Raw genomic sequence first — 19,564 nt, 5'->3', positions numbered from 1 at the left:
TCCTCAGTCGCAATGTCATCCGATTGGCCGAACTGACATGGGATTGAGAATCGCTGGCCACCGCCTTCCTTCGTTCGGCTGACCTTGCCTTAGGTCCGGCGTGGGAGCCTCGCATGGATGCGAACGTAGCGCTCGCGGAGGAGGCGGCCGACGAGCCGGGGGTGACGCATGGCGGCAGGGCTGAGAGCGGCATCGATCACCGTGAGCCTGCGGGGTCCGGATGGCAGCCAGGTTGAGAACCGAGAGTGGAGCGCGTCCTCGATCGACCTGCTTGTCGCGGCGTCACCCTGGCGAACCTGCCGCTGGTATAGGGGCCAGCGGCACTACTCGGGCACCTACTGGTCCGCCACGATGCGCGACCACGTGACCTACGAGTCGCGCCTCGAACTGGCGAGGCTCCTCTTCGCTGATTTCGATCTGTCCGCACGGCATGTCGTGGCCCAGCCATTTCTGCTCAAGGCCTAGGTGGACGGGGCTGTGCGCAAGCACATCCCGGACAACCTCGTCGTCACCGACGAGGGGCCCGTGGTCTTGGGTGTGAAGCCACTGCACCGGTTGTCGAAGCCGGAGGTGGCCTTCACTTTCGGCTGGACCCGTGAGGCGGTGGAGGCCCGCGGGTGGAAGTACGAGGTCTGGAGCGAGCCACCCACGGCTGAGCTGGAGAACGTCCACTTCTTGTCGGGCTACCGCAGAGACTGGCTGTTCGACCGTGGGCTCGTCGACGAGCTCCGTGCGGCTGATCTCCACGGAGGCTCTCTGCGGTGTGCGGCGGCCAGCTTGCCCGGTCGCCCGGAGGAGCAAGTCCGATCTGAGGTCTATCACTTGCTGTGCACGCACGAGTTGACGGTGGACCTCGACCGGTCGTTCAGCCCGGCGCACTTGCTCAGGAGAACGGCGTGACCAGGGCCGGAGCGCGGGCCGGCGTCGGTATACACTTCCGCTACGACGGGGAGACCGTCAAGGTGGTCGAGATGGCCGCCACCACGGCCGGCAACGAGGTCGTCCTCAAGGACCGCCACGGCAGGCTCCTGCGTCTGTCATTGCGGGAACTGCTCTTTCCCGACCGGGTCACTCTTATCCCGAGGGGCCTGGACCGTCCTCGGACGACGCCGAGGAGATTGCCTCGGTGGTACTGGGGCAGTTGGACGAGAAGGACAGACAGCAGATCCTGGAGCGGGCCGAGCACATTCGGGAACTCCTCACGGGATATCGGTCCGGCAGCACCGAACTTGTGCGTTAAGGCGAACCGCGAGCTCCGTACGCGCCGACGCTGTCGCTGGACGCCCGCTATGCGGCGAAGGCTGCGGAACTCGGAGTCACTGGCCCCGACCCGGCACACGTCGACCTACCCCGCCTGCACCTGCTTGTTCGCGAACGCCAGCACCCTGTTCAGCACGCCGCCCAGGTTCTGGGCACGACCGTCGAGGCCATCCGACATGTTCTCGACGAACATCCAGCCCCTGCACCCCCGCTGACGAAGAGCACCGCCAGGGCCGTCGGCCGCATCCGGCAGCAGGCCCGGCAAGCTATTCCGGCAGAGCGCTTCACCCGGCTCTACCTTGACGAACACCGGTCTCTCCAGCAGATCGCCACCCTCACCGGCTTGTCCCGCAGAGTGCTCACCGACCTTGCCAAGGAATACGGCATCCCGTTCCGCGAGGGCCCCAAGGACTACAAGCGCCGCGGCACCGTCGAACGGGCCTGGCTCATCGAGCAGTACGTCCACCGCCGCCGGACCCTGCCGGACCTCGCCCGAGAAGCTGGTATGGGCACCGCGAACATGGCCCGCTGGGCCAAGACCCACAACGTTCCGCTGCGACCACGCGGAGGATCCAGTCACAGCCAGATACTTCGGGCAATCGACCAGGCCAGCCGAGCACCAAGCATCCTTCGGCCGGCACTCGGGCGGCCAGGGGGCCAGCGAACGGTTGAGCCGATTCGCGGCTGCATCTGCCTACCCCGGCCTCGGTGCCGCAGCGAGCCGCCTCGGCCTCAACACGTTCACCCTCGTCGAACAGATCAACCGGATCGAACGAGAACTCAGTGGACCACTCCTGGTCCGGGCGGAACGCGGTAGGCCCATGACGCTCACTCCCCTGGGGAAGAAGGTGCTCAGAGCCGTTCGAAAGATGCAGGACAACACGATGCCCTGAGACGCGGCGTGATCATTCCGGGTCGGCAATGCGTCGAAACACCCGCTCGAACTCGCCGGATGCCACGAGCCCGGCAATGACGCGCACCATGCTGCCGATGCCGGGATTCCGCACGATCAGCCCGTCCGCGCAGAAGAAGCACTGCCCGGAGACCGACTCTCCGCTCGCCTCCCAGCTCCGCATGAGCCGATCCACCTCGGCCAGAGTGAAGATCGTGGAGCTCCAGCGCGACCCGTCGGCAAGATGAACCTCGGCATCGACGTTGCAGACCTCTTCGATCGCCTCGTCCGGTTCCACGAGGAAGAGCACCTGGAAGCCGTCGGCCCGAACCCGGTAGTAGGGAGCCTCCCAGTCGGCATGAGAAGCCCGACCCTCGGGCGCCGGGCCCGCTTGTTGCGGCATCGACGCCGTCACTGAAGCTTCTCACTCGGCGGTATGAAGGCGTCGGCGCTGTCGGCGTCCTCCACATGCCCCTGAGCATCGAATGTGATGGCAGTCGCCCGGCCCTGCGAAGTGATCAACCAGGCCAGCACCTGCTCCGTGAGAGGTGATCCACCCGGCCCTTCATCCGTCCAGTGTGCTCGCCATCCCCCACCGGGTACCCCCGGCGACCACCTGATCGGCCCGCTCCAAGTGGGAGAAGTCCACGTAGTTCGTGAGCTGGCGCAGTGCCCCTCGTTGCGGGTCGACCACCAAGGCTGTCCCGGTTGCGGGATCCCATCCCTCCACGTGCACCATGCGACCAATCTCGGTCTTAGTGCCATTGAAGATGGCGGTCCATCCGGTCTGATTGAAGTATCGGAATTGCAAGGCGTCCTGATCCCGGAGGTCCGGCGACTTGCTCGACCTCCGTGTCGTGGAAGCCGTGATTATCAAGAAACCGGCAGGCCGGTGATGCTGATGTCAAAGACCCGACGGACTGTGGAAGCGGACCCAGACATTCCTGTAGGGCTCACGGAGCTTGTGTCCGACCGGCGGGCAGCCGGGCCAGCGTTGCTGCCACAGATCCGTCAGAAGCATCCGCACATCTCCAGTCAGTGGAGCCGCGACTGGCTCCCCAAGCAGGGGAGGCCGCCGAGCAGGCGGGAGAGAGGGCGGTCAGTGGATTGCTGCTTTTCTATGCTGGTGCACACATTCACTCGTTGGGGGACTCCGTTGCCAGCGGGATACCGCACCGCCAGCAGTCGTTTGCGTGGTCGTCCTGGCAGACGTAGCCGATGGCACCATCCACGCACCATTCGGCGGCCTCCTCGGAAAGCAGGTCGGGCCCGGCAAGGAGCAGCCGACGAAATTCCGTGGTGTCCGCAATGTCGGCCGGCCGGTTGGTGAACCACTCGTCGAACCAAGGCTTGTCCCGGTATATGCGCCAGTGCGCATTCTCCCCGTCGTCGACAGCCGTAAGAAACCGATCGACGACGCGCCCCCAACTCGGTGCTCCGAACCAGCCGTTGTCGGACGCACAGAAGGATTGGATCAGGGTTCGCAGGCCGAACTCCTTCTCGTGACGGCAGTACCTTCGCCCCCATGAGATCGCGACCTGCGCCATCTCCGCGAGCTCTTCTCGCGGATCAACCTCGTGCGCCGGGTCGTCAGGGTTGTGGCAGGCCAGCCCGAGCTCAAGTACGGACTGCCCTGTCGGTAGAACCCGGGACGGGTTGACGATCGCGAGACCGAGACCGATCCAGTCGACATGGTCGAACGACAGCATCGAGCGCACGAGTCGGGTGGTTGCCGTGTTGATCCGCATCATTGTGCCGTCGTGGAGCGGACTCTTCCCGGCATGCCAGTTCTCGACGGGTGTGTTGCGCCACACGGCGAGCGTGATGCGGGTGGCAGCGAGCCACAACAGGGCGTCGTCGTCGAGGTGCCCGAACCGCTTGGCACACTCCTGGGCGCCGTAGGTGATCAACTCTTTCGGTTTCGGCCACCTGTGGCTGTCGGGCCCTTCAGGCCCTTCAGGCGCGTACTCATAGTCGTTGGCGTACTCGTCGAGGATCGCACTCAACTCGGTTGCGCTGTGAGCCTCGCTGTACTCGGAGCTGTCCGGGTCCTCGACGGTGTACATGTCGTGGTCCCAGGAGACGTACACGTCGCCCCAGAGCACGACGTCGTCGCACTCGCTGGCGTTGTCCGTCACAACCGGCCTGATGGTGATCGGGGCAGTACGCCCGTCGGTTCGCTCGCCGTCCTTCTCGGCGGCCCATGCGGTGATGATCTCGAGTGGCTTCGGAAGGAGAGGGCCGACCTCGGTGATGCTGAAGGGTTTGTCGTCGTCATCGGTGTCGAACCGGCTGTTGACGAACGCGACCGCCTCGGAGGGCGTGCTGACGATGGACTGGGTACCGCTCTCGTTGTCAACCACTCGCCACAACGGTCTGTTCTTCACGGTGCTCTCCGATCGCGGTGAGTGCACCCGTGGTGGGTGCGATGCGCCGGGTCGCTCGGCACTGACACCAACTTATGGGCTGATCAACCCATCCGTAGTCACGAAGGTGCTTGTCGGCGATAACGTTCGGTACGTTCGCGTGCAACCTGCTTTTCGCGACCGCGGCGACACAGCACAGTCCAACAGCGGAGGAGGCGAAGATGGCGCTGAACAAGAAGGGTTCCCGGCGCATAACCGTTGACGGGATCGAGTATCGCTGGCGGATCCGCAGGAAGCCCTCCTACATGCAGGGACTCTGCTGGTCACCGATGACCTATGCGGTTGAGGCGGCCAGCGGCAGCGAGCCGGGCACGACGTTGATCGTCACCAGCGGTCAGGCCCATCCCAGCAACTGGGTGGGCGTCGAGACGGAGCCCATTCGTCCGGCTCACGTTGCTGCCAGCATTCGAGAGGCACGGGATCAAGGCTGGGATCCAACCCGGGTCGGCTCTCCTTTCCAGCTCGACCGATCCGCAGGATTCGTCGCCCAAGCATGAGACAGAACGGAGTAGGGCGGCGCATCTGGCCCGGCATCATGGCCCGGTGACCACATGGATGCGCTGTTACTGGGACGAGGAAGACACCTGGTTCTACTTCGAGGTCGACGCCGAAGGCTGGGTGATCCGGCAGGTCGAACTCGAAGGGCCTGAGTTGGTCCCGATCGCAGCTGCTTCCCTCGCCGAGTGGCAGCGGGCCCGCGACGCAAGCCGCCTCGGGGATTACGACAGCAGATTCGGGATCACCTCCGAGCTGCCCGTCTCGGAATGGGAAGGCCACGACCCCGAACAACTCACCTTCGAGGAGTTCACGGATGTCTGGGGCCCTGCCCGTCAGCAGATTGCATCCCGGCTCAGCTGACCTCTCGGCGCCGCACTGGCTTCTTGGCATCATCGCGACATGGTCCCGCCCCTTCCCCGCACCGTCCGAGCCGTCGACACCGCTCAGCTCCTGGACCTGGTCCAAGAGGCCGCCATGCTTGGCCTCAGCCAGCGGCTCCCGGTCGACTGGCTACGAGAGCACCTCGCCGCAGAAGCGACGCACTACCTGTTCCCGACACTCGTGCAGCGGCTCACGCACCGTCCCGAGGTGCCGCTGCAGTGGAGGTGCCAGCAACTGCTGACCGTCAGCACCGGCGAGCGGATCTGGGGTCTCCTCGACGTCCTTCCTGACACCTTCGACAAGATCCCGGAGACCTTGGAGACGGCATCCAAGAAGGACATCGGTAACCGCATCGAGCAAGCAGTGAAGGTGCGGGAGTGGATGGAACGGACGGCTGCCGATGCAGGCTCGTGAGGTCCGGCACGGCCGGCTGGGCAGTCTGAGGAAATGACATCGATCTGAGACAGCAGCTTGCCGACACGTCCTGAGACTGGAGGGGAACGTCCAGGCCATAGCGTCGGCGCATGACACCGAAAGTGAAAACCTACACGCCTGTTGGTCTCCAATTCGTGTCGGAATCTCACGAGCAATGTCGTATGAAAGTCGGATCCGACACTGGACTGAGATGTGCAGGTCGCCGCTGCCCCTCCTCCGAGTGAAGGTGTTGCTGCTGTGCTCCCGTCGGCGTGTTGGCGGGAGCATCGGGCTGCCGGGGGTGCCTCCAACTCGGGAGTCGGGGTGGAAGCGACGGCTGCCCAGAAGATCCCGGCGGGAGGCGGACGCAAGGCCACGAGATGATCGCTTGATGACTGAGATCGTTTTGATGTCCGACCCGAAGGTTGCATCCGTGCCTGTTCACGAGTGCGGTGAACGGCTCATGGATGTGCGCCGAGACGGCTCCCTGCTGGTCGACGAACGGAAGGGGACGGACTCCGCTGGTGCCTTCGCCCACCTGCGGGAAGGAGTGCTCGATCGACTCCTCAATGCACAGACGCAGTTGCCTCAAGGGATGCGGCTGCTGTTCGTCGAGGGATACCGCCCGCCATCTCTTCAGCGTCGCTACTTCGACGAATACGCAGCTCAACTGCGTGTCGAACACCCGGAATGGGGTGCTGAGCAGATCCGCTCGGCAGCCAGCCGCTACGTGTCCCCGCCCGAGATCGCACCGCACAGCGCCGGGGCGGCTGTTGACCTGACGCTCGCTGACGACGGCGGGCGCGAGCTTGACATGGGCACTCGTATGAACGCCTCCCCGGAGGAGAGCGCGGGCGCTTGTTATACGCAGGCTGACAACATCAGCGACGAGGCGCGTTCCCATCGGGACATCCTGAGTACCGCGCTAACCGCTGCCGGCCTGGTCAACTACCCCACAGAGTGGTGGCACTGGTCATACGGAGACCGCTACTGGGCCTTGCATACAGGAGGGGCAGTCGCCCACTACGGGCCCAAGGAACTCGGCTGACCGCAGACCTCGCAAAGGCTCCGAGCTTTACGTAGTCGACCTGGGTGCAGGCCAGAGACATCGGCCTGCATTTGAGGAAGCGACATGTCTTCTGAGACGAACTCGCCATGACACGACGTGAGACAGCTTCAAGAGTCGGTTCAGCCCGGCCCCGGGGGGCGGAGCCGGGGCCGGGAGCAGGCGCGGCCTGCGGCGACCCGGGCGTGACGAGTGGCGGTGCCGGGGGCCTCCGGGCCTCAGGCGTCCGTCAGGGTGCGGGCGAGCAGGGGAAGCAGGCGGTCCCAGTGGCGCTGCAGTCCGGCCGGGTCGAAGGCGTCGGTGTCGGACATGGTGAAGCCGTGGACGGTGCCGGGGTAGATCTCGGAGGTGTAGCCGACGCCCGCGGTGTCCAGGAAACCGTTGAGCTCGCCGAGCGCCTCGGGCGTGATGTCCGTCGCCGCGTGGCCGAAGTGGACCTCGGCGGTGAGACGGCGCAGGCTGTCGGGCCCGTCGGCGGAGACGGGGGCGTGGAACGCGGCGACGGCGGCCACCTGTCCGGGGCGGGCCGCGGCGGTACGGGTCGCCAGGAGACCGCCGATGCAGTAGCCCGTCACCGCGACCGGCCCGGCGTCTACCTCGGGCTGGGCCGAGAGGAACGCGAGGTAGGCGTCGGCGTCGCGCGCGACGCGTTCGGCGGTGTGGGCCTCGATCAAGGGCATCAGTCGGCCGATGAGCGCGGGTCGGTCCTCTTCTCCGATGTGATCGGGAAGATCGACGACCGGTGTCGGCCCGTTCCGGTAGAAGAAGTTGGGGACGAGCACGTAGTAGCCGTGCCCGGCCAGTTCGCGGGCCATCTCCCGCAGTGCGGGACGGATGCCGAAGGCGTCCGCGTACATCAGGACCCCTGGATGCCGGTCGCCGTGTTCGGGATGGACGGCGAAGGCGTCGGCCAGACCGTCCGCGGTGGAGATCTGCACGGTCTTGCTGGGAATGGCGGCTCTTCCTTCCTGGGAGTTCGCCGTTGACGGTCAAGGCGCTACCGTTCATGGCGCTAACGTTGGTGGCACTAACGTTTTGGTGCGAGCGAACGTACAGCGCCGGTCGGCCCGACGCAAGGAGAGTGGACGTCATGGACGGATCCGACGGAGCCGAAACCGTGGACTGTCCCGACGACGGCTCTCCCAGAACACCCGAACGGCTACGCCGTCGGCCGAGCCGCTTGCTGTCGCAGCTGACCGGGCGGTCGGACCGGCTGATCAACGACGGGCTGGTACGGGTCGACGCGCGCAAGTGGCACTACGCCGTGCTCGCCTCGCTGCAGGAGTACGGGCCCGGGAGCCAGGCCGAGCTGAGTAAGCGCTCCGGCATCCACCGGAGCGACATGGTCGGTGTGCTCAACGAACTCGCGGAGCGCGGGCTCGTCGGGCGGGCGCCCGATCCCGCCGACCGGCGCCGCAACGTCATCACGATCTCCGCACCGGGCCGCCGGCGCCTGTGCCTCCTGGACGAGACCCTGGACGCCCTGGAAGGCGAACTGCTCGCACCGCTGAACCCGTCCGAACGCGACCAGCTCGTCCGGTTGCTCGGCCGCCTGCTGGACCACCACGCCGGGCCGTCCTGACCTCGTGTCAGAACGGCCTCGGGCCGGCGAGCGTGGTCCGGCGCGCCCAGGGCCGGGTGGACGCGCTGATCGTCGAGGAAGCATCTCGTCCGAGCTCGACGGGGCGTCCTCTCGGGCGGTGCGGGAGTTCCCCGGGCACGCCACGTTGAATGATCATGCGTTGGGATGCATACTCTTACTATGTCTAAGGTCCTTACCTCCCTGCCCATCGGCGAGCGCGTCGGCATCGCCTTCTCCGGCGGTCTCGACACCTCGGTCGCCGTCGCGTGGATGCGCGACAAGGGTGCCGTCCCGTGCACCTACACCGCCGACATCGGCCAGTACGACGAGCCCGACATCGCCTCGGTGCCCGGGCGCGCGACGACGTACGGTGCCGAGATCGCCCGCCTGGTCGACTGCCGTGCGGCGCTGGTCGAGGAAGGGCTGGCCGCGCTCACCTGTGGCGCGTTCCATATCCGGTCGGGTGGCCGCGCCTACTTCAACACCACGCCGCTCGGCCGTGCCGTCACGGGCACCCTGCTGGTCCGGGCGATGCTGGAGGATGACGTACAGATCTGGGGCGACGGGTCGACGTTCAAGGGCAACGACATCGAGCGGTTCTACCGCTACGGGCTGCTCGCCAACCCTCACCTGCGGATCTACAAGCCCTGGCTGGACGCGGACTTCGTTTCCGAGCTCGGCGGCCGCAAGGAGATGTCGGAGTGGCTGATCGCCCACGAGCTGCCCTACCGCGACAGCAGCGAGAAGGCGTACTCGACCGATGCCAACATCTGGGGCGCCACCCATGAGGCCAAGACTCTGGAGCACCTCGACGCCGGCATCGAGACCGTGGAGCCGATCATGGGCGTGCGGTTCTGGGACCCCACGGTGGAGATCGCTGCCGAGACCGTGACGATCGGCTTCGACCAGGGCCGCCCGGTGACGATCAACGGCAAAGAGTTCGCCAGCCCGGTCGACCTGGTGATGGAGGCGAACGCGATCGGTGGACGGCACGGTATGGGCATGTCCGACCAGATCGAGAACCGGGTGATCGAGGCCAAGAGCCGCGGCATCTACGAGGCACCCGGGATGGCGCTGCTGCACGTGGTGTACGAGCGGCTGGTCAACGCGATCCACAACGAGGACACCCTGGACAACTACTACAACGAGGGGCGGCGGCTCGGCCGGCTGATGTACGAGGGCCGCTGGCTCGACCCGCAGGCGCTGATGATCCGCGAGTCGCTGCAGCGCTGGGTGGGCACGGCGGTCACCGGGGAGGTGACGCTGCGGCTGCGGCGTGGTGACGACTACTCGATCCTGGACACCGACGGACCGGCGTTCAGCTACCACCCGGACAAGCTGTCGATGGAGCGGACCGAGGACTCCGCCTTCGGTCCGGTGGACCGGATCGGTCAGCTCACGATGCGCAACCTCGACATCGCCGACTCGCGTGCCAAGCTTGAGCAGTACGCCGGCCTCGGCATGGTCGGATCGACCCATCCCGCCCTCATCGGCGCCGCTCAGGCGGCCTCCACCGGGCTGATCGGCGCGATGCCGCAGGGCGGCGCCGAGGTCATCGCCTCACGCGGCGGGGTGTCCGGTGGCGAAGAGATGCTCGACCACGCCGCGATGGAGTTCGGCACCGACTGACCGGAGACGTCGTCGGTGCTGGTCCGGGCCGCGACTCCGTGGAAAAGGATTCGTCAGGGGGCTGCCCGTCGGGTAGGGGTTGGACCATGACTTCCATCGGCGAAGACCTGCTTCCCAGTACCCGACGCGCCCTGCTGCACCGCATCGCCGTCGCCCAGCGGGACGGCCGCGCGCCGTCCCTCGTGGCCGCGGTGCGGCGGCAGGGGCGTACGGCCTGGAGCGGGGCGCGTACGTGCGTCGAAGGGCATGCTCCCGACGCCGATACGCAGTACCGGATCGGTTCGATCACCAAGACGTTCACCGCCGTTCTGGTCCTGCGGCTGCGGGACGAGGGCTTGATCGACCTGGACGATCCTTTGGAGAAGCACCTCCCCGGCACGGGAGCGGGCGGGGTGAGCGTCTTTCAGCTGCTGGGCCACAGCGCGGGGCTGGGCGCCGAAGCACCCGCCCCCTGGTGGGAGCGGACGCCCGGCGGCCTGCGGCCCGAGCTCGCCGACGTGCTGGGCGACCGGCCGCAGAGGCATCCGGCCGGTCATCGCCATCACTACTCCAACCCTGGTTACACCCTGCTCGGTTCACTGGTGGAAGCGGTGCGTGGCGTCTCCTGGGAGGAGGCGCTGCGCCGCGAGATCCTGGAGCCGCTCGGTATGCACCGCACGACGAGCGGGCCCGTGGCTCCGCACGCGGGCGGCTGGGCCGTCCACCCGTGGGCCGATGTCATGCTGAGCGAACCCGCCGAGGACCTCGGGATCATGGCGCCCGCCGGCCAGCTCTGGTCCACCGCCGCGGACCTGCTGCGGTTCGCCGGTTTCCTGACCGAGGGCGACGACCGGGTCTTGTCGGCCTCCTCCGTACAGGAGATGCGGACGCCCGCCGCACCGGCCGAGACAGGCGGCAGCGGTTACGGTCTCGGGCTCCAGATCGTCGGGGGCGAAGAGCGCGTGCTCTTCGGGCATTCGGGATCGCTTCCCGGGTTCGTCGCCGGCCTCTGGGTCAGCGAGGAGGACGACGTGGCCGCGGTCGTTCTCGCCAACGTCACCTCGGGGCTGCCCGCCGCGATGGTGGCCGCCGAACTCCTGGGGATCGTGGCGGAGGCGGAGCCGCGGATCCCGGAGCCCTGGCGCCCGCTGCCCGAGGTGGACGACGAGCTGCTCGCGCTGACCGGGATCTGGCACTGGGGCACCCACCCGGTCACGCTGAGGCTCACGGGGGACCGGGGCCTACAGCTCACGCCGCTGGGCGGCAAGGGGCGAGGCGCGGCCTTCACGTACCGCCCGGACGGCACCTGGATGGGCCAGAACGACTACTACGCGGGGGAGACCCTGCGTGTCGTACGCAAGGACGACGGCTCGGTGGACCACCTCGACCTCGGCTCGTTCGTCTTCACCCGGGAGCCGTACGAGGCGGGTGCGGCCGTGCCCGGCGGCGTGGACGCGGAGGGTTGGCGCGGGCTCGCCGACTGAGCTTCCGGCCGGGTAGCGGGTGGGTGTTTCACGTGAAACACCCACCCGCGTTTCATGTGAGACGCCCACCCGTCTGTGAGACGCCCACCCGTCCGCGCTCGTCAGAGCGCCAGCTTGAAGCCCACATGGCTGGCGGTGAACCCCAGCCGTTCGTAGAAGCGGTGCGCGTCCTCGCGGGTGACGTCCGAGGTCAGCTGCACCAACTGGCAGTTCTGACGGCGGGATTCGTCCACCGCCCACTGGATGAGCTGGGTGCCGAGGCCGCTGCCGCGCTCGTCGGCGTGGATGCGGACCCCCTCGATGATGGAGCGGGTCGCGCCGCGGCGGGACAGCCCCGGGACGACGGTCAGTTGCAGTGTGCCGACGACCCGGTCCTCGCGAACGGCGACGACCACGTGCTGGTTGGGGTCGTCGGCCAGCCGCTGGAGCGCCTTCTGGTAGGGGGCGAGGTCGTCCGGTGACTCGCGCTGCGCGCCCAGAGGGTCGTCGGCGAGCATCGCGACCACCGCGGGCAGGTCGTCCGGGACGGCGGGTCGTATGGCGAGATCACTCATGATCGGCATCCTAGGACGGCCCCGGGGGGTGCCGCGCCGGTCAGGCTCGGTCAGACCGGGACCTTGAGCTCTTCGACGGCCCTGACGAGAGGGGCGAGCTCAGGGTTCTCGGCCGCCTCGTCCAGTGCCGCCCGCAGTGCGTTGTCGTTCGTCGGCCGGGCGGCCTCCAGCAGCGTGAGGCCGGCCTCGGTGACGTCGGTGTAGATGCCGCGGCGGTCGGTGTCGCACAGGTAGCGGGTCAGCAGCCCCCGGTCCTCAAGCCGGGTGACGAGCCGGGTGGTGGCGCTCTGACTGAGGACCACGGCGTCGGCGACCTGCTTCATCTGGAGATGTCCGCCGATGCCGTTGTGCTGCCTGCTCAACACGTCGAGCAGGGAGTACTCGCGGGCGCTGAGCCCGTGGCCGGCCTGGAGGGCCCGCTCGATCCGGGCCTCGATCTTCCCGTGGAGCAGGGAGAGCGCGCACCAGCTCTGCGCGATGGCGGTCAGGGCGGGGCCGGTCGCTGTCATGTCTCTCCTCCGGGCGGGAGCTGCGTGACTCCAGGATAGGGGACGCCTGCAATAGCCCGCGCTTGCAATTAATCAGCGTCTGCAATTATTGTGGACGCTCATAAGGCGCAGACGCAATCTTCAGGGAAGGTGCAACCCATGCCGCTCGCGCTCCTCGCCCTCGCCATCGGGGCATTCGGGATCGGAACGACCGAGTTCGTGATCATGGGGCTGCTCCCCGAGGTCGCCGGTGACTTCCAGGTCTCGATCCCGACCGCGGGCTTCCTGGTGACCGGCTACGCGCTCGGTGTGGTCCTCGGCGCCCCGCTGATGACGCTGCTCGGCACGCGGGTCACCCGCAAGCGCATGCTGATGCTTCTCATGGGGCTCTTCATCGTGGGCAACGTGGTGTCTGCGCTCGCCCCCGTCTTCGGAGTCATGCTCGCCGGACGGGTGATCGCCTCCCTCGCGCACGGTGCCTTCTTCGGCATCGGCTCGGTGGTCGCGGCCGATCTGGTCGCCCCGCGGAAGAAGGCCGGGGCCATCGCCATGATGTTCACCGGGCTCACCGTCGCCAACGTCGTCGGCGTTCCGCTGGGCACCTTCATCGGACAGACCGCGGGCTGGCGGACCACGTTCCTCCTCGTCGCCGTTCTGGGCGTCGTGGGACTGCTCGGCGTCGCGAAGCTCGTACCGGGCCAGCCCCGGCCGGAAGGCGTGCGCATCCGCCACGAGCTGGCCGCGTTCCGCAATGTCCAGGTCCTGCTGGCCATGGCCATGACTGTCCTGGGCTTCGGCGGAGTCTTCGCCGCGATCACGTACATCACCCCGATGATGACCGGGATCGCCGGCTACTCGGCCTCTTCCGTCACCTGGCTGCTCGTTCTCTTCGGCCTCGGCATGGTGGGAGGCAACCTGGTCGGCGGCCGGTTCGCCGACCGCCACCTGATGCCCATGCTGTACGTCTCGCTCGGCTCGCTCGCCGTGGTGCTCGGCCTGTTCACCGTGACCGCCCACAACAAGATCGCCGCGGCCGTCACCATCGTTCTGATCGGCGCCCTGGGCTTCGCGACCGTGCCTCCGCTGCAGAAGCGGGTCCTCGACCAGGCGGCGGGTGCGCCGACGCTGGCCTCCGCGGTCAACATCGGGGCGTTCAACCTGGGCAACGCCCTCGCCGCCTGGCTCGGTGGCCTCGTGATCGCGGCAGGCCTCGGCTACACCGCTCCCAACTGGGTCGGCGCCGCGCTCGCCGCGTCGGCCTTGGTCCTGGCCGTGTTCTCCGGCCTGCTGGAGCGCCGGGAGAGCGGCCAGAGCCGGATCGTCGACGGGAGCGTTCCCGAGCCGGCCGTCGCGGCAGCGGCCCGGCACTGAGCCGCCCCCCGGGGACACATCGCGAAGCAGCCGCACCGTCCTCGTGGCGGTGCGGCTGCCTCGCGTCAGCCCGTCGCGAGGGTGAGCGGGGCGAACCTGCGGGCGGCATCGCCGGGCAGGTCCGTGATGTTGTAGGTCATCACGGTGGTCCGGGTGAGGGGATCCAGCCCCCGCTCCACCAGCCAGCCCAGCAATTCCTGGTGCGCGGCGTGGACGTCGGTGCGCAGCGGCCGGTCCGTCGTGGCGGCCAGGGCCGCGACCAAAGCCTGCGCGGTGGCCGTGTCCCGGGCGATCAGCGGCCCGACCACCTCGGCCTGCCCGCTCGGCCAGAGCGCCGCGTAGCCGATCAGCTCGCCGTGCTCCTCGGCGACCTGGAGCCGGTCGGAGAAGGCGGGCAGCCGGGCGAGCAGATGCGTCCGGTCGGCGCCGAACACGGGGAGGTCGAGCCGGACCAACGCCCGCAGGTCGTCCGCCGCTGCCGGGCGGGTGGTCACGGACGGGCGAGAGGCCGAGGGGGCGGGAGAGCTGTCGGGGCCGCCCGCTCCGAAACGGCCGCCGACGCGTTCGGCCCGGCCCACGGGGGAGAAGCCGAGGTCCTCGTAGAGCGGCTGTCCCTGTTCGGTGGCGTACAGGACGAGCGGGGTGTCCCCCACGGCTTCCATCACGTGGCGCATGAGCCGGCGGGCGAGCCCCCGACGTCCGTAGCGGTCGGCGACGAGCAGCATGCCGACCGCGGTGAGGCCGGGCCCGTAGGGCATGGTCAGGCAGGTCCCCGCCAGGCCCTTGCCGTCCGGGGCGTCGATCCCGTATCCGGTGCCGGCCGAGAGGAGCAGCCCCCATCGGTGTTCGTCGCGTGGCCAGCCGCGGTCCTCGCAGAGATCGGCGCACGGGACCAGGTCTCCCCGGTTCAGGCGCCGGACGGGCAGCTCGACGAGGGAGAGGGGTGATGGGCTGTGCATGGGGTCAGGCTGTCTGACGGGGTGATCGCGCGTCCACCGATTTCGCGGAACTGGCCGAGATCCGCAGCCGCCTGCCGCGCCGGGTGAGTCCCCGGCCACACCCAGAGTTGCCGGGCCAGGCCCCACGGAGTGCCCCGCGACAGCACCAGGCCGCTCACCAGGGCGAGCAAGGCCACCGGGGCCACCAGCCAGTCCCCGTAGATCTTCATGGACCGGGTGGCGGCCCCGCGGTGGCCGGATCTCCGGTGGCGAACGCGGCGATGCCGAGCGTCAGCAGGCCGACGGAGAGGCCGAGCCAGCTGACGGAGCCGGCGACAGGGGCGACGAGGATTCCTCGGCGTACGGGGCGCTTGCGCGGTTTCACGTGAAACACGATGCCGAGAGAGGGGCTTCCCGGAGCGTGTGGCAGCGGGAGTATCCATGGGTACCCGCTGGGGAGTAGTACGCGCAGGGTGTCAGCCCAGGTCGGGGGCGTGCATCGCCCGTACGCCTTCGATGTTGCCGTCGAGGTAGTGCCGCAGGGACAGCGGAACGAGGTGCACGGCCGCGATCCCGACCCGGCTGAACGGCACCCGGACGATCTCGTACTCCCCGGTGGGCTCGTCGATCTCCGGGCCGTGCCGCAGGGAGACGTCCATCGACGCCAGTCGGCAGACGAAGAAGTGCTGGACCTTCACTCCCGTCACGCCGCCGTCCGCGATGTGTTCCACGGTGTCGACGAAGCACGGGACCACGTCGACGATCTTGGCGCCCAGCTCCTCGTCGACCTCGCGGTGCAGTGCTTCGACGACGGTGGCGTCCTCCGGCTCGACCCCGCCGCCGGGCGTGAGCCAGTACGGATCGACCCCCGGCTTTGTGCGCTTGATCAGGATGAGGTCGTCGCCGTCGAGCAGGACGGCGCGTGCGGTGCGCTTGACCACAGGACGTTCGGTCATGGCAAGAGAGTGGCCCGTGCAGGACCGTCTGAAACTCCCCCGGCCTACCGGACCGCCGTGTTCAGCGCCTGTTCGACGTCGGCAAGCAGGTCCTCGGGGTCCTCGGCGCCGACCGAGAAGCGGATGAAGCCCTCCGCGACGGCGTCGCCGCCCCAGCGGCCCCGGCGCTCCGCGGTGGACCGGACGCCGCCGAAGCTCGTCGCGTCGTCGACCAGGCGCAGCGCGGACAGGAAGCGCTCCGCGGTCTCCCGGTCGGCCAGCTCGAAGGACACCACGGATCCGAAACGCCGCATCTGGCGCCCCGCGACGACGTGTGACGGGTCGGTGGGCAGTCCCGGATACCGCAGCCCGGTGACCTCCGCACGCTTCGTCAGCGCCTCGGCGAGAGCGAGGGCGGTGGTGCACTGCCGGTCGATGCGCAGGTGGAGGGTGGCCAGCGAACGATGCGCCAGCCAGGCCTCCATCGGCCCCGGAATCGCCCCGACGACCTTGCGCCAGCGCCGTACGTCCGCCGTCAGCCGGGGATCGCGGCAGGTCACATGGCCGAGCAGGATGTCGCCGTGCCCGGTCATGCCCTTGGTGTCGCTCGCGACCGAGAAATCGGCGCCCAGCTCCAGCGGACGCTGGCCGATCGGGGTGGCCAGGGTGTTGTCGACGGCGACCAGCGCACCCGCCGCGTGCGCGGCCTCGACCAGTCGCCGGATGTCGCAGACGTCCAGGCCCGGGTTGGACGGGCTCTCGATCCAGAGCAGCTTCGCCCCGGCCAGCAGCGCCAGCTGGGCGTCGCCGCCGGTCGGCGCGGTCCGGACCTCGACCCCGTACGCCTCCAGTTGCTCCCGTACGAGCGGCAGTGCCTGGTAGCCGTCGTCGGGCAGGACCACGGCGTCGCCCGAACGGACCTGGGAGAGCAGCACCGCGGTGATCGCCGCCATGCCGGAGGCGAACACGGTGGTGCCCACATCCTCACCGGGAGCCTCCAGCTCACCGATGGCCCGCTCCAGGTGGGTCCAGGTCGGGTTCGTCTCTCGGCCGTAGGTGTAAGGACCCACCGGTTCGCCGGAGAGGTGGAAGTGCGCGGCGAAGACGGGGCCGGGGAGGGTGGGGCCGAACTGCTCCGGTTCGGGAAGCCCGGCGCGTACCGCGCGCGTTCCGTCGCCCATGGTGCTCATGCCTGCTCCTTCGCTGTTCTCCCGGTGGTGGACCGGTGTCCCCCGCACTCTTCCAGAGACCCTGGGAGCGGCCTTCCCCGGATGTCCGGAATACCGAGTACCGGAATCAGTTCTCGTCGGGCAGGACGACGTTGAGCGCCCAGGACACGACCGAGATGATCAGTCCGCCGAGCACCGCCGTCCAGAAGCCCTCGACGTGGAAGCTGAGATCGAACACGCCGGCCAGCCAGGAGGTCAGCATCAGCATCAGGGCGTTGACCACCAGGGTGATCAACCCCAGCGTCAGGATGAACAACGGGAACGTCAGGAGCTGGACCACCGGCTTCACCAGGAAGTTCACCAAGCCGAAGATCAGCGCGACCAGGATCAGGGTGAGGGCCTTGCGCCCCGTACTGCCCCCCTCCAGCGTGATGTCGCCGATGAGCCAGATGGCGACGGCCAGCGCACCCGCGTTGGCGATCGTCTTGACTACGAAATTCTTCATGTGTCTGATCGTGGCAGACATGATCGGTGGTGGACACCGGCAGCGCGGGCACAGCCGACAGCGTGGGTACAAGGGGCGGGACGGGCCATGAAGGCATTCAGACTGGACGAACTCGAGGCGGAGCGGGCCGCCAACGACGGTGCCTACCTGCAGTTCGTGCGGGAACGCAATATGTCGGTCGGCCTGTACGCGCTGGACGCGGGAGAGCTCGATCCGCAGCAGCCGCACCAGCAGGACGAGGTCTACTTCGTCGTCAGCGGGCGGGCATCGATCACGGTGGGGACGGAGACGACGCAGGTCGGCAGGGGGAGCGTCGTCTACGTGCCCGCGGGCGTGGCCCACAAGTTCCACCACATCACCGAGGATCTGCGGGTGATGGTCGTCTTCTCGCCGCCCGAGGGCTGATTCCCGGCGCCCGAGAGTCCAGCTTCCCCGGGGATCCGATGCGCTCGTCCCCGGGGATCCGCTGCGCCCGTACCCGGGGTCCCTAGGGGCTCGATCAGGGGTCTTCAAGGGCTGCCCGCCCCCCGCGGGAGGCCTTCGCGCCTCTAGCATCGAGGCAAGGACTCAGAGAGACGAGGTAGAGGCGATGGCCGTGCGGGAGATATTCGCGGGAATGCCCTGGTGGGTGAAGTGGATCGCGGTGCCCGTCATTGCGATCTTCGTGTTCGGCGGGTTGATCGCCAGCGTCGTCGGCTTCGTGATCAGCCTGCTCTTCAAGGCGCTGGTCTTCGTCGTCGTGGTCGGCGGGCTGATCTTCGTCGTCCGCAAGTTCACGTCGTCGTCGTCCTCGCGTGGTGACTGGTAGTACACGGAACGCGGGTCGCCATGGGGGGCGGTCCGCTCCTTCCGGCCCCTTCGTCCCGGGCCCGCAGGACGGGGTGAGGTCAGCGCCGGGCGGGAGATTAGCCCAGCAGAGCTAAGTCCCGGAGGAAACCACCCGTCTGCCACAGGCGGCCGATACAGTGACAAACCACTGCCGCCATCCGGAATGTGACCTTCCGTCACCATATCGATCACCTGATCGGTCCTGGGTACGACAGTCCGGTCGTTGGCCTTCGATCGTCGGCGCCCGGACCGGTCCTCGCCGGTCACGGGCCGGATCCCCGGTCCTCGGGATCGCGGCAGGCCCGTGGGGGCGGCCCCCACGGGAGGGCCGACGGCCCGTCACCATGCCTGGGGGTGGCCCTTGACCACGGCATCTAGCACCGCTGTGCCGACGTTGATCGGTTCGGTTCAGCGGGCGTTGAGGCTGCTGGAGGCTGTGGGCACCCATCGGGACGGGGCGCCCGCCAAGCAACTGGCACGTGAGGCGGGGCTTCCGCTCCCGACCGCGTACCACTTGCTGCGCACCCTGACCCATGAGGGCTATCTCCGCCGCGAGAACGGCGTCTTCCTCTTCGGCGCGGCCGCCGAGAACCTGACCCTCGCCCCCGGGGTCCGGAGCCGCCCGCGCCCCGCCTCCGTAGCCGACTCCCTCGGCCGCTGGCGGGACGTCATCGGAGCCCCGGTGTACTGCGCCGTCTACTGCGACGGCGAGATCGACCTCATCGCGGTCGCGGACGCCCCCGACACCCCGGCCGTGGAGGAGTGGGCCTCGTTCCGGGAAACCGCCCACGCGCACGCCATCGGCCAGTGTCTGCTCTCCCAACTCGACGAGCGAGCCCGCGAGGACCACCTCGACCGACACCCCGTGCGCCCTCTCACCCGTTACTCAGTGCGAGATCGCGCCACACTTCTGGAACGGCTGCGCACCCTCCGTCGAGGTGAACCGGTCATCGAACGCCAGGAGTACGCACTGGGGACCGTGTGCGCCGCGATTCCCGTCACGGCCGGTGCCACCATTGCGGCGATGGCCATTTCCGTACCCCTGGACCGGGAAGATCGGTTGCTGCCCGCAGTCGAACAACTACGTGGCGAAGTCGCCAGCCTCTTGCGTTCGTTCGTGTTCTCTATCAGTATCTGAAAAATCACTCCTTGTGATCTGCTATCG

The 19,564-nt window shown here is 68.2% G+C and carries 25 protein-coding genes; 14 read left to right on the top strand and 11 right to left on the bottom strand.

The features are described from left to right. The first annotated feature begins 168 nt into the window (after positions 1–168). The gene (locus AC3CH1_RS13890) at positions 169–465 is read left to right on the top strand and encodes a hypothetical protein (protein WP_488463179.1); all 297 of its coding nucleotides are present in this window, start codon (positions 169–171) and stop codon (positions 463–465) included. Positions 466–477: 12 nt separating this feature from the next. Further along, positions 478–900: a TnsA-like heteromeric transposase endonuclease subunit gene (locus tag AC3CH1_RS13885; RefSeq protein WP_488463178.1), complete on the top strand. Its 423-nt coding sequence runs from the start codon at positions 478–480 to the stop codon at positions 898–900. Between the two features lie 445 nt (positions 901–1,345). Here AC3CH1_RS13885 and AC3CH1_RS13880 read toward each other — a convergent pair whose 3' ends face one another. Further along, positions 1,346–1,726 carry a hypothetical protein gene (locus tag AC3CH1_RS13880; protein ID WP_488463520.1) on the bottom strand — a complete coding sequence of 127 codons (381 nt, stop codon included), beginning with the start codon at positions 1,724–1,726 and terminating at the stop codon, positions 1,346–1,348. Here AC3CH1_RS13880 and AC3CH1_RS13875 point away from each other — a divergent pair. Further along, positions 1,629–2,153, top strand: a complete 525-nt coding sequence (locus AC3CH1_RS13875) for a LysR family transcriptional regulator (RefSeq protein WP_488463177.1) — start codon at positions 1,629–1,631, stop codon at positions 2,151–2,153. The genes AC3CH1_RS13880 and AC3CH1_RS13875 overlap by 98 nt on opposite strands. A 12-nt stretch (positions 2,154–2,165) precedes the next feature. On the opposite strand, the gene AC3CH1_RS13870 is transcribed toward AC3CH1_RS13875, so the two are convergent. Next, a complete protein-coding gene (locus AC3CH1_RS13870; protein ID WP_488463176.1) occupies positions 2,166–2,567 on the bottom strand; it encodes a hypothetical protein in 402 nt (133 codons plus the stop codon). Between the two features lie 721 nt (positions 2,568–3,288). Beyond that, a complete protein-coding gene (locus tag AC3CH1_RS13865) occupies positions 3,289–4,515 on the bottom strand; it encodes a hypothetical protein (protein ID WP_488463175.1) in 1,227 nt (408 codons plus the stop codon). A gap of 224 nt (positions 4,516–4,739) precedes the next feature. Here AC3CH1_RS13865 and AC3CH1_RS13860 point away from each other — a divergent pair, with 224 nt between their 5' ends. From AC3CH1_RS13860 to AC3CH1_RS13845, 4 genes are all read left to right on the top strand, one after another. Beyond that, positions 4,740–5,075 (top strand): hypothetical protein, encoded by a 336-nt coding sequence (locus AC3CH1_RS13860; protein WP_488463174.1) that lies wholly within the window; start codon positions 4,740–4,742, stop codon positions 5,073–5,075. Positions 5,076–5,133: 58 nt separating this feature from the next. Beyond that, positions 5,134–5,436 carry a hypothetical protein gene (locus AC3CH1_RS13855; protein WP_488463500.1) on the top strand — a complete coding sequence of 101 codons (303 nt, stop codon included), beginning with the start codon at positions 5,134–5,136 and terminating at the stop codon, positions 5,434–5,436. A gap of 39 nt (positions 5,437–5,475) precedes the next feature. Beyond that, positions 5,476–5,871, top strand: coding sequence for a hypothetical protein (locus AC3CH1_RS13850; protein ID WP_488463173.1), 396 nt, complete (start codon positions 5,476–5,478; stop codon positions 5,869–5,871). Between the two features lie 391 nt (positions 5,872–6,262). Further along, complete coding sequence (locus AC3CH1_RS13845; protein ID WP_488463172.1) at positions 6,263–6,919, top strand: M15 family metallopeptidase; 657 nt, start codon at positions 6,263–6,265, stop codon at positions 6,917–6,919. Between the two features lie 236 nt (positions 6,920–7,155). Here the strand turns inward: AC3CH1_RS13845 and AC3CH1_RS13840 are convergent, their stop codons facing one another. Beyond that, complete coding sequence (locus tag AC3CH1_RS13840) at positions 7,156–7,875, bottom strand: dienelactone hydrolase family protein (protein WP_488463171.1); 720 nt, start codon at positions 7,873–7,875, stop codon at positions 7,156–7,158. A 152-nt stretch (positions 7,876–8,027) separates the two neighbouring features. On the opposite strand from AC3CH1_RS13840, the gene AC3CH1_RS13835 reads away from it, so the two are divergent. From AC3CH1_RS13835 to AC3CH1_RS13825, 3 genes are all read left to right on the top strand, one after another. Continuing rightward, complete coding sequence (locus AC3CH1_RS13835; protein ID WP_488463170.1) at positions 8,028–8,519, top strand: MarR family winged helix-turn-helix transcriptional regulator; 492 nt, start codon at positions 8,028–8,030, stop codon at positions 8,517–8,519. Between the two features lie 180 nt (positions 8,520–8,699). Next, positions 8,700–10,148 (top strand): argininosuccinate synthase, encoded by a 1,449-nt coding sequence (gene argG, locus AC3CH1_RS13830; protein ID WP_488463169.1) that lies wholly within the window; start codon positions 8,700–8,702, stop codon positions 10,146–10,148. Positions 10,149–10,234: 86 nt separating this feature from the next. After that, complete coding sequence (locus AC3CH1_RS13825; RefSeq protein ID WP_488463168.1) at positions 10,235–11,611, top strand: serine hydrolase domain-containing protein; 1,377 nt, start codon at positions 10,235–10,237, stop codon at positions 11,609–11,611. Between the two features lie 101 nt (positions 11,612–11,712). On the opposite strand, the gene AC3CH1_RS13820 is transcribed toward AC3CH1_RS13825, so the two are convergent. Beyond that, positions 11,713–12,165 carry a GNAT family N-acetyltransferase gene (locus AC3CH1_RS13820; protein ID WP_488463167.1) on the bottom strand — a complete coding sequence of 151 codons (453 nt, stop codon included), beginning with the start codon at positions 12,163–12,165 and terminating at the stop codon, positions 11,713–11,715. Positions 12,166–12,215: 50 nt separating this feature from the next. Further along, positions 12,216–12,674 (bottom strand): MarR family winged helix-turn-helix transcriptional regulator, encoded by a 459-nt coding sequence (locus AC3CH1_RS13815; RefSeq protein WP_488463166.1) that lies wholly within the window; start codon positions 12,672–12,674, stop codon positions 12,216–12,218. Between the two features lie 138 nt (positions 12,675–12,812). Here AC3CH1_RS13815 and AC3CH1_RS13810 point away from each other — a divergent pair, with 138 nt between their 5' ends. Further along, positions 12,813–14,024: an MFS transporter gene (locus AC3CH1_RS13810; protein WP_488463165.1), complete on the top strand. Its 1,212-nt coding sequence runs from the start codon at positions 12,813–12,815 to the stop codon at positions 14,022–14,024. Between the two features lie 65 nt (positions 14,025–14,089). On the opposite strand, the gene AC3CH1_RS13805 is transcribed toward AC3CH1_RS13810, so the two are convergent. The 5 genes from AC3CH1_RS13805 to AC3CH1_RS13785 all read right to left on the bottom strand — a co-directional run bounded on the left by AC3CH1_RS13805 (position 14,090) and on the right by AC3CH1_RS13785 (position 17,571). Then, positions 14,090–14,983 carry a GNAT family N-acetyltransferase gene (locus AC3CH1_RS13805; RefSeq protein ID WP_488463164.1) on the bottom strand — a complete coding sequence of 298 codons (894 nt, stop codon included), beginning with the start codon at positions 14,981–14,983 and terminating at the stop codon, positions 14,090–14,092. Between the two features lie 205 nt (positions 14,984–15,188). After that, positions 15,189–15,347, bottom strand: a complete 159-nt coding sequence (locus AC3CH1_RS13800) for a hypothetical protein (protein ID WP_488463163.1) — start codon at positions 15,345–15,347, stop codon at positions 15,189–15,191. A 91-nt stretch (positions 15,348–15,438) separates the two neighbouring features. After that, positions 15,439–15,918, bottom strand: coding sequence for an NUDIX domain-containing protein (locus AC3CH1_RS13795; protein WP_003967847.1), 480 nt, complete (start codon positions 15,916–15,918; stop codon positions 15,439–15,441). A 44-nt stretch (positions 15,919–15,962) separates the two neighbouring features. After that, positions 15,963–17,087: a cystathionine gamma-lyase gene (locus AC3CH1_RS13790; protein ID WP_488463162.1), complete on the bottom strand. Its 1,125-nt coding sequence runs from the start codon at positions 17,085–17,087 to the stop codon at positions 15,963–15,965. 106 nt (positions 17,088–17,193) lie between these two features. Further along, a complete protein-coding gene (locus AC3CH1_RS13785; protein WP_488463161.1) occupies positions 17,194–17,571 on the bottom strand; it encodes a phage holin family protein in 378 nt (125 codons plus the stop codon). An 87-nt stretch (positions 17,572–17,658) separates the two neighbouring features. Between AC3CH1_RS13785 and AC3CH1_RS13780 the strand changes: the two genes are divergently transcribed. The 3 genes from AC3CH1_RS13780 to AC3CH1_RS13770 all read left to right on the top strand — a co-directional run bounded on the left by AC3CH1_RS13780 (position 17,659) and on the right by AC3CH1_RS13770 (position 19,537). Continuing rightward, complete coding sequence (locus AC3CH1_RS13780) at positions 17,659–17,976, top strand: cupin domain-containing protein (protein ID WP_069743704.1); 318 nt, start codon at positions 17,659–17,661, stop codon at positions 17,974–17,976. A gap of 190 nt (positions 17,977–18,166) precedes the next feature. Continuing rightward, positions 18,167–18,379 carry a DUF5326 family protein gene (locus AC3CH1_RS13775; RefSeq protein ID WP_403756264.1) on the top strand — a complete coding sequence of 71 codons (213 nt, stop codon included), beginning with the start codon at positions 18,167–18,169 and terminating at the stop codon, positions 18,377–18,379. 381 nt (positions 18,380–18,760) lie between these two features. Next, on the top strand, positions 18,761–19,537 hold the full coding sequence (locus tag AC3CH1_RS13770) for an IclR family transcriptional regulator (protein WP_488463160.1): 777 nt from the start codon (positions 18,761–18,763) through the stop codon (positions 19,535–19,537). Positions 19,538–19,564: the final 27 nt, after the last annotated feature.

It is taken from the genome of Streptomyces sp. MGP-P1, assembly GCF_057766565.1.
This window is presented reverse-complemented; position numbering and strand designations above follow the sequence as displayed.

What these genes read in the sequence shown, in the direction of transcription:
- AC3CH1_RS13820 (WP_488463167.1), bottom strand. Translation starts at nt 12,165, where the DNA reads ATGAGTGATCTCGCCATACGACCCGCCGTCCCGGACGACCTGCCCGCG.
- AC3CH1_RS13890 (WP_488463179.1), top strand. Translation starts at nt 169, where the DNA reads ATGGCGGCAGGGCTGAGAGCGGCATCGATCACCGTGAGCCTGCGGGGT.
- AC3CH1_RS13825 (WP_488463168.1), top strand. Translation starts at nt 10,235, where the DNA reads ATGACTTCCATCGGCGAAGACCTGCTTCCCAGTACCCGACGCGCCCTG.
- argG (WP_488463169.1), top strand. Translation starts at nt 8,700, where the DNA reads ATGTCTAAGGTCCTTACCTCCCTGCCCATCGGCGAGCGCGTCGGCATC.
- AC3CH1_RS13850 (WP_488463173.1), top strand. Translation starts at nt 5,476, where the DNA reads ATGGTCCCGCCCCTTCCCCGCACCGTCCGAGCCGTCGACACCGCTCAG.
- AC3CH1_RS13835 (WP_488463170.1), top strand. Translation starts at nt 8,028, where the DNA reads ATGGACGGATCCGACGGAGCCGAAACCGTGGACTGTCCCGACGACGGC.
- AC3CH1_RS13845 (WP_488463172.1), top strand. Translation starts at nt 6,263, where the DNA reads ATGACTGAGATCGTTTTGATGTCCGACCCGAAGGTTGCATCCGTGCCT.
- AC3CH1_RS13810 (WP_488463165.1), top strand. Translation starts at nt 12,813, where the DNA reads ATGCCGCTCGCGCTCCTCGCCCTCGCCATCGGGGCATTCGGGATCGGA.
- AC3CH1_RS13785 (WP_488463161.1), bottom strand. Translation starts at nt 17,571, where the DNA reads ATGAAGAATTTCGTAGTCAAGACGATCGCCAACGCGGGTGCGCTGGCC.
- AC3CH1_RS13805 (WP_488463164.1), bottom strand. Translation starts at nt 14,983, where the DNA reads ATGCACAGCCCATCACCCCTCTCCCTCGTCGAGCTGCCCGTCCGGCGC.
- AC3CH1_RS13780 (WP_069743704.1), top strand. Translation starts at nt 17,659, where the DNA reads ATGAAGGCATTCAGACTGGACGAACTCGAGGCGGAGCGGGCCGCCAAC.
- AC3CH1_RS13790 (WP_488463162.1), bottom strand. Translation starts at nt 17,087, where the DNA reads ATGAGCACCATGGGCGACGGAACGCGCGCGGTACGCGCCGGGCTTCCC.
- AC3CH1_RS13860 (WP_488463174.1), top strand. Translation starts at nt 4,740, where the DNA reads ATGGCGCTGAACAAGAAGGGTTCCCGGCGCATAACCGTTGACGGGATC.
- AC3CH1_RS13815 (WP_488463166.1), bottom strand. Translation starts at nt 12,674, where the DNA reads ATGACAGCGACCGGCCCCGCCCTGACCGCCATCGCGCAGAGCTGGTGC.
- AC3CH1_RS13855 (WP_488463500.1), top strand. Translation starts at nt 5,134, where the DNA reads ATGCGCTGTTACTGGGACGAGGAAGACACCTGGTTCTACTTCGAGGTC.
- AC3CH1_RS13795 (WP_003967847.1), bottom strand. Translation starts at nt 15,918, where the DNA reads ATGACCGAACGTCCTGTGGTCAAGCGCACCGCACGCGCCGTCCTGCTC.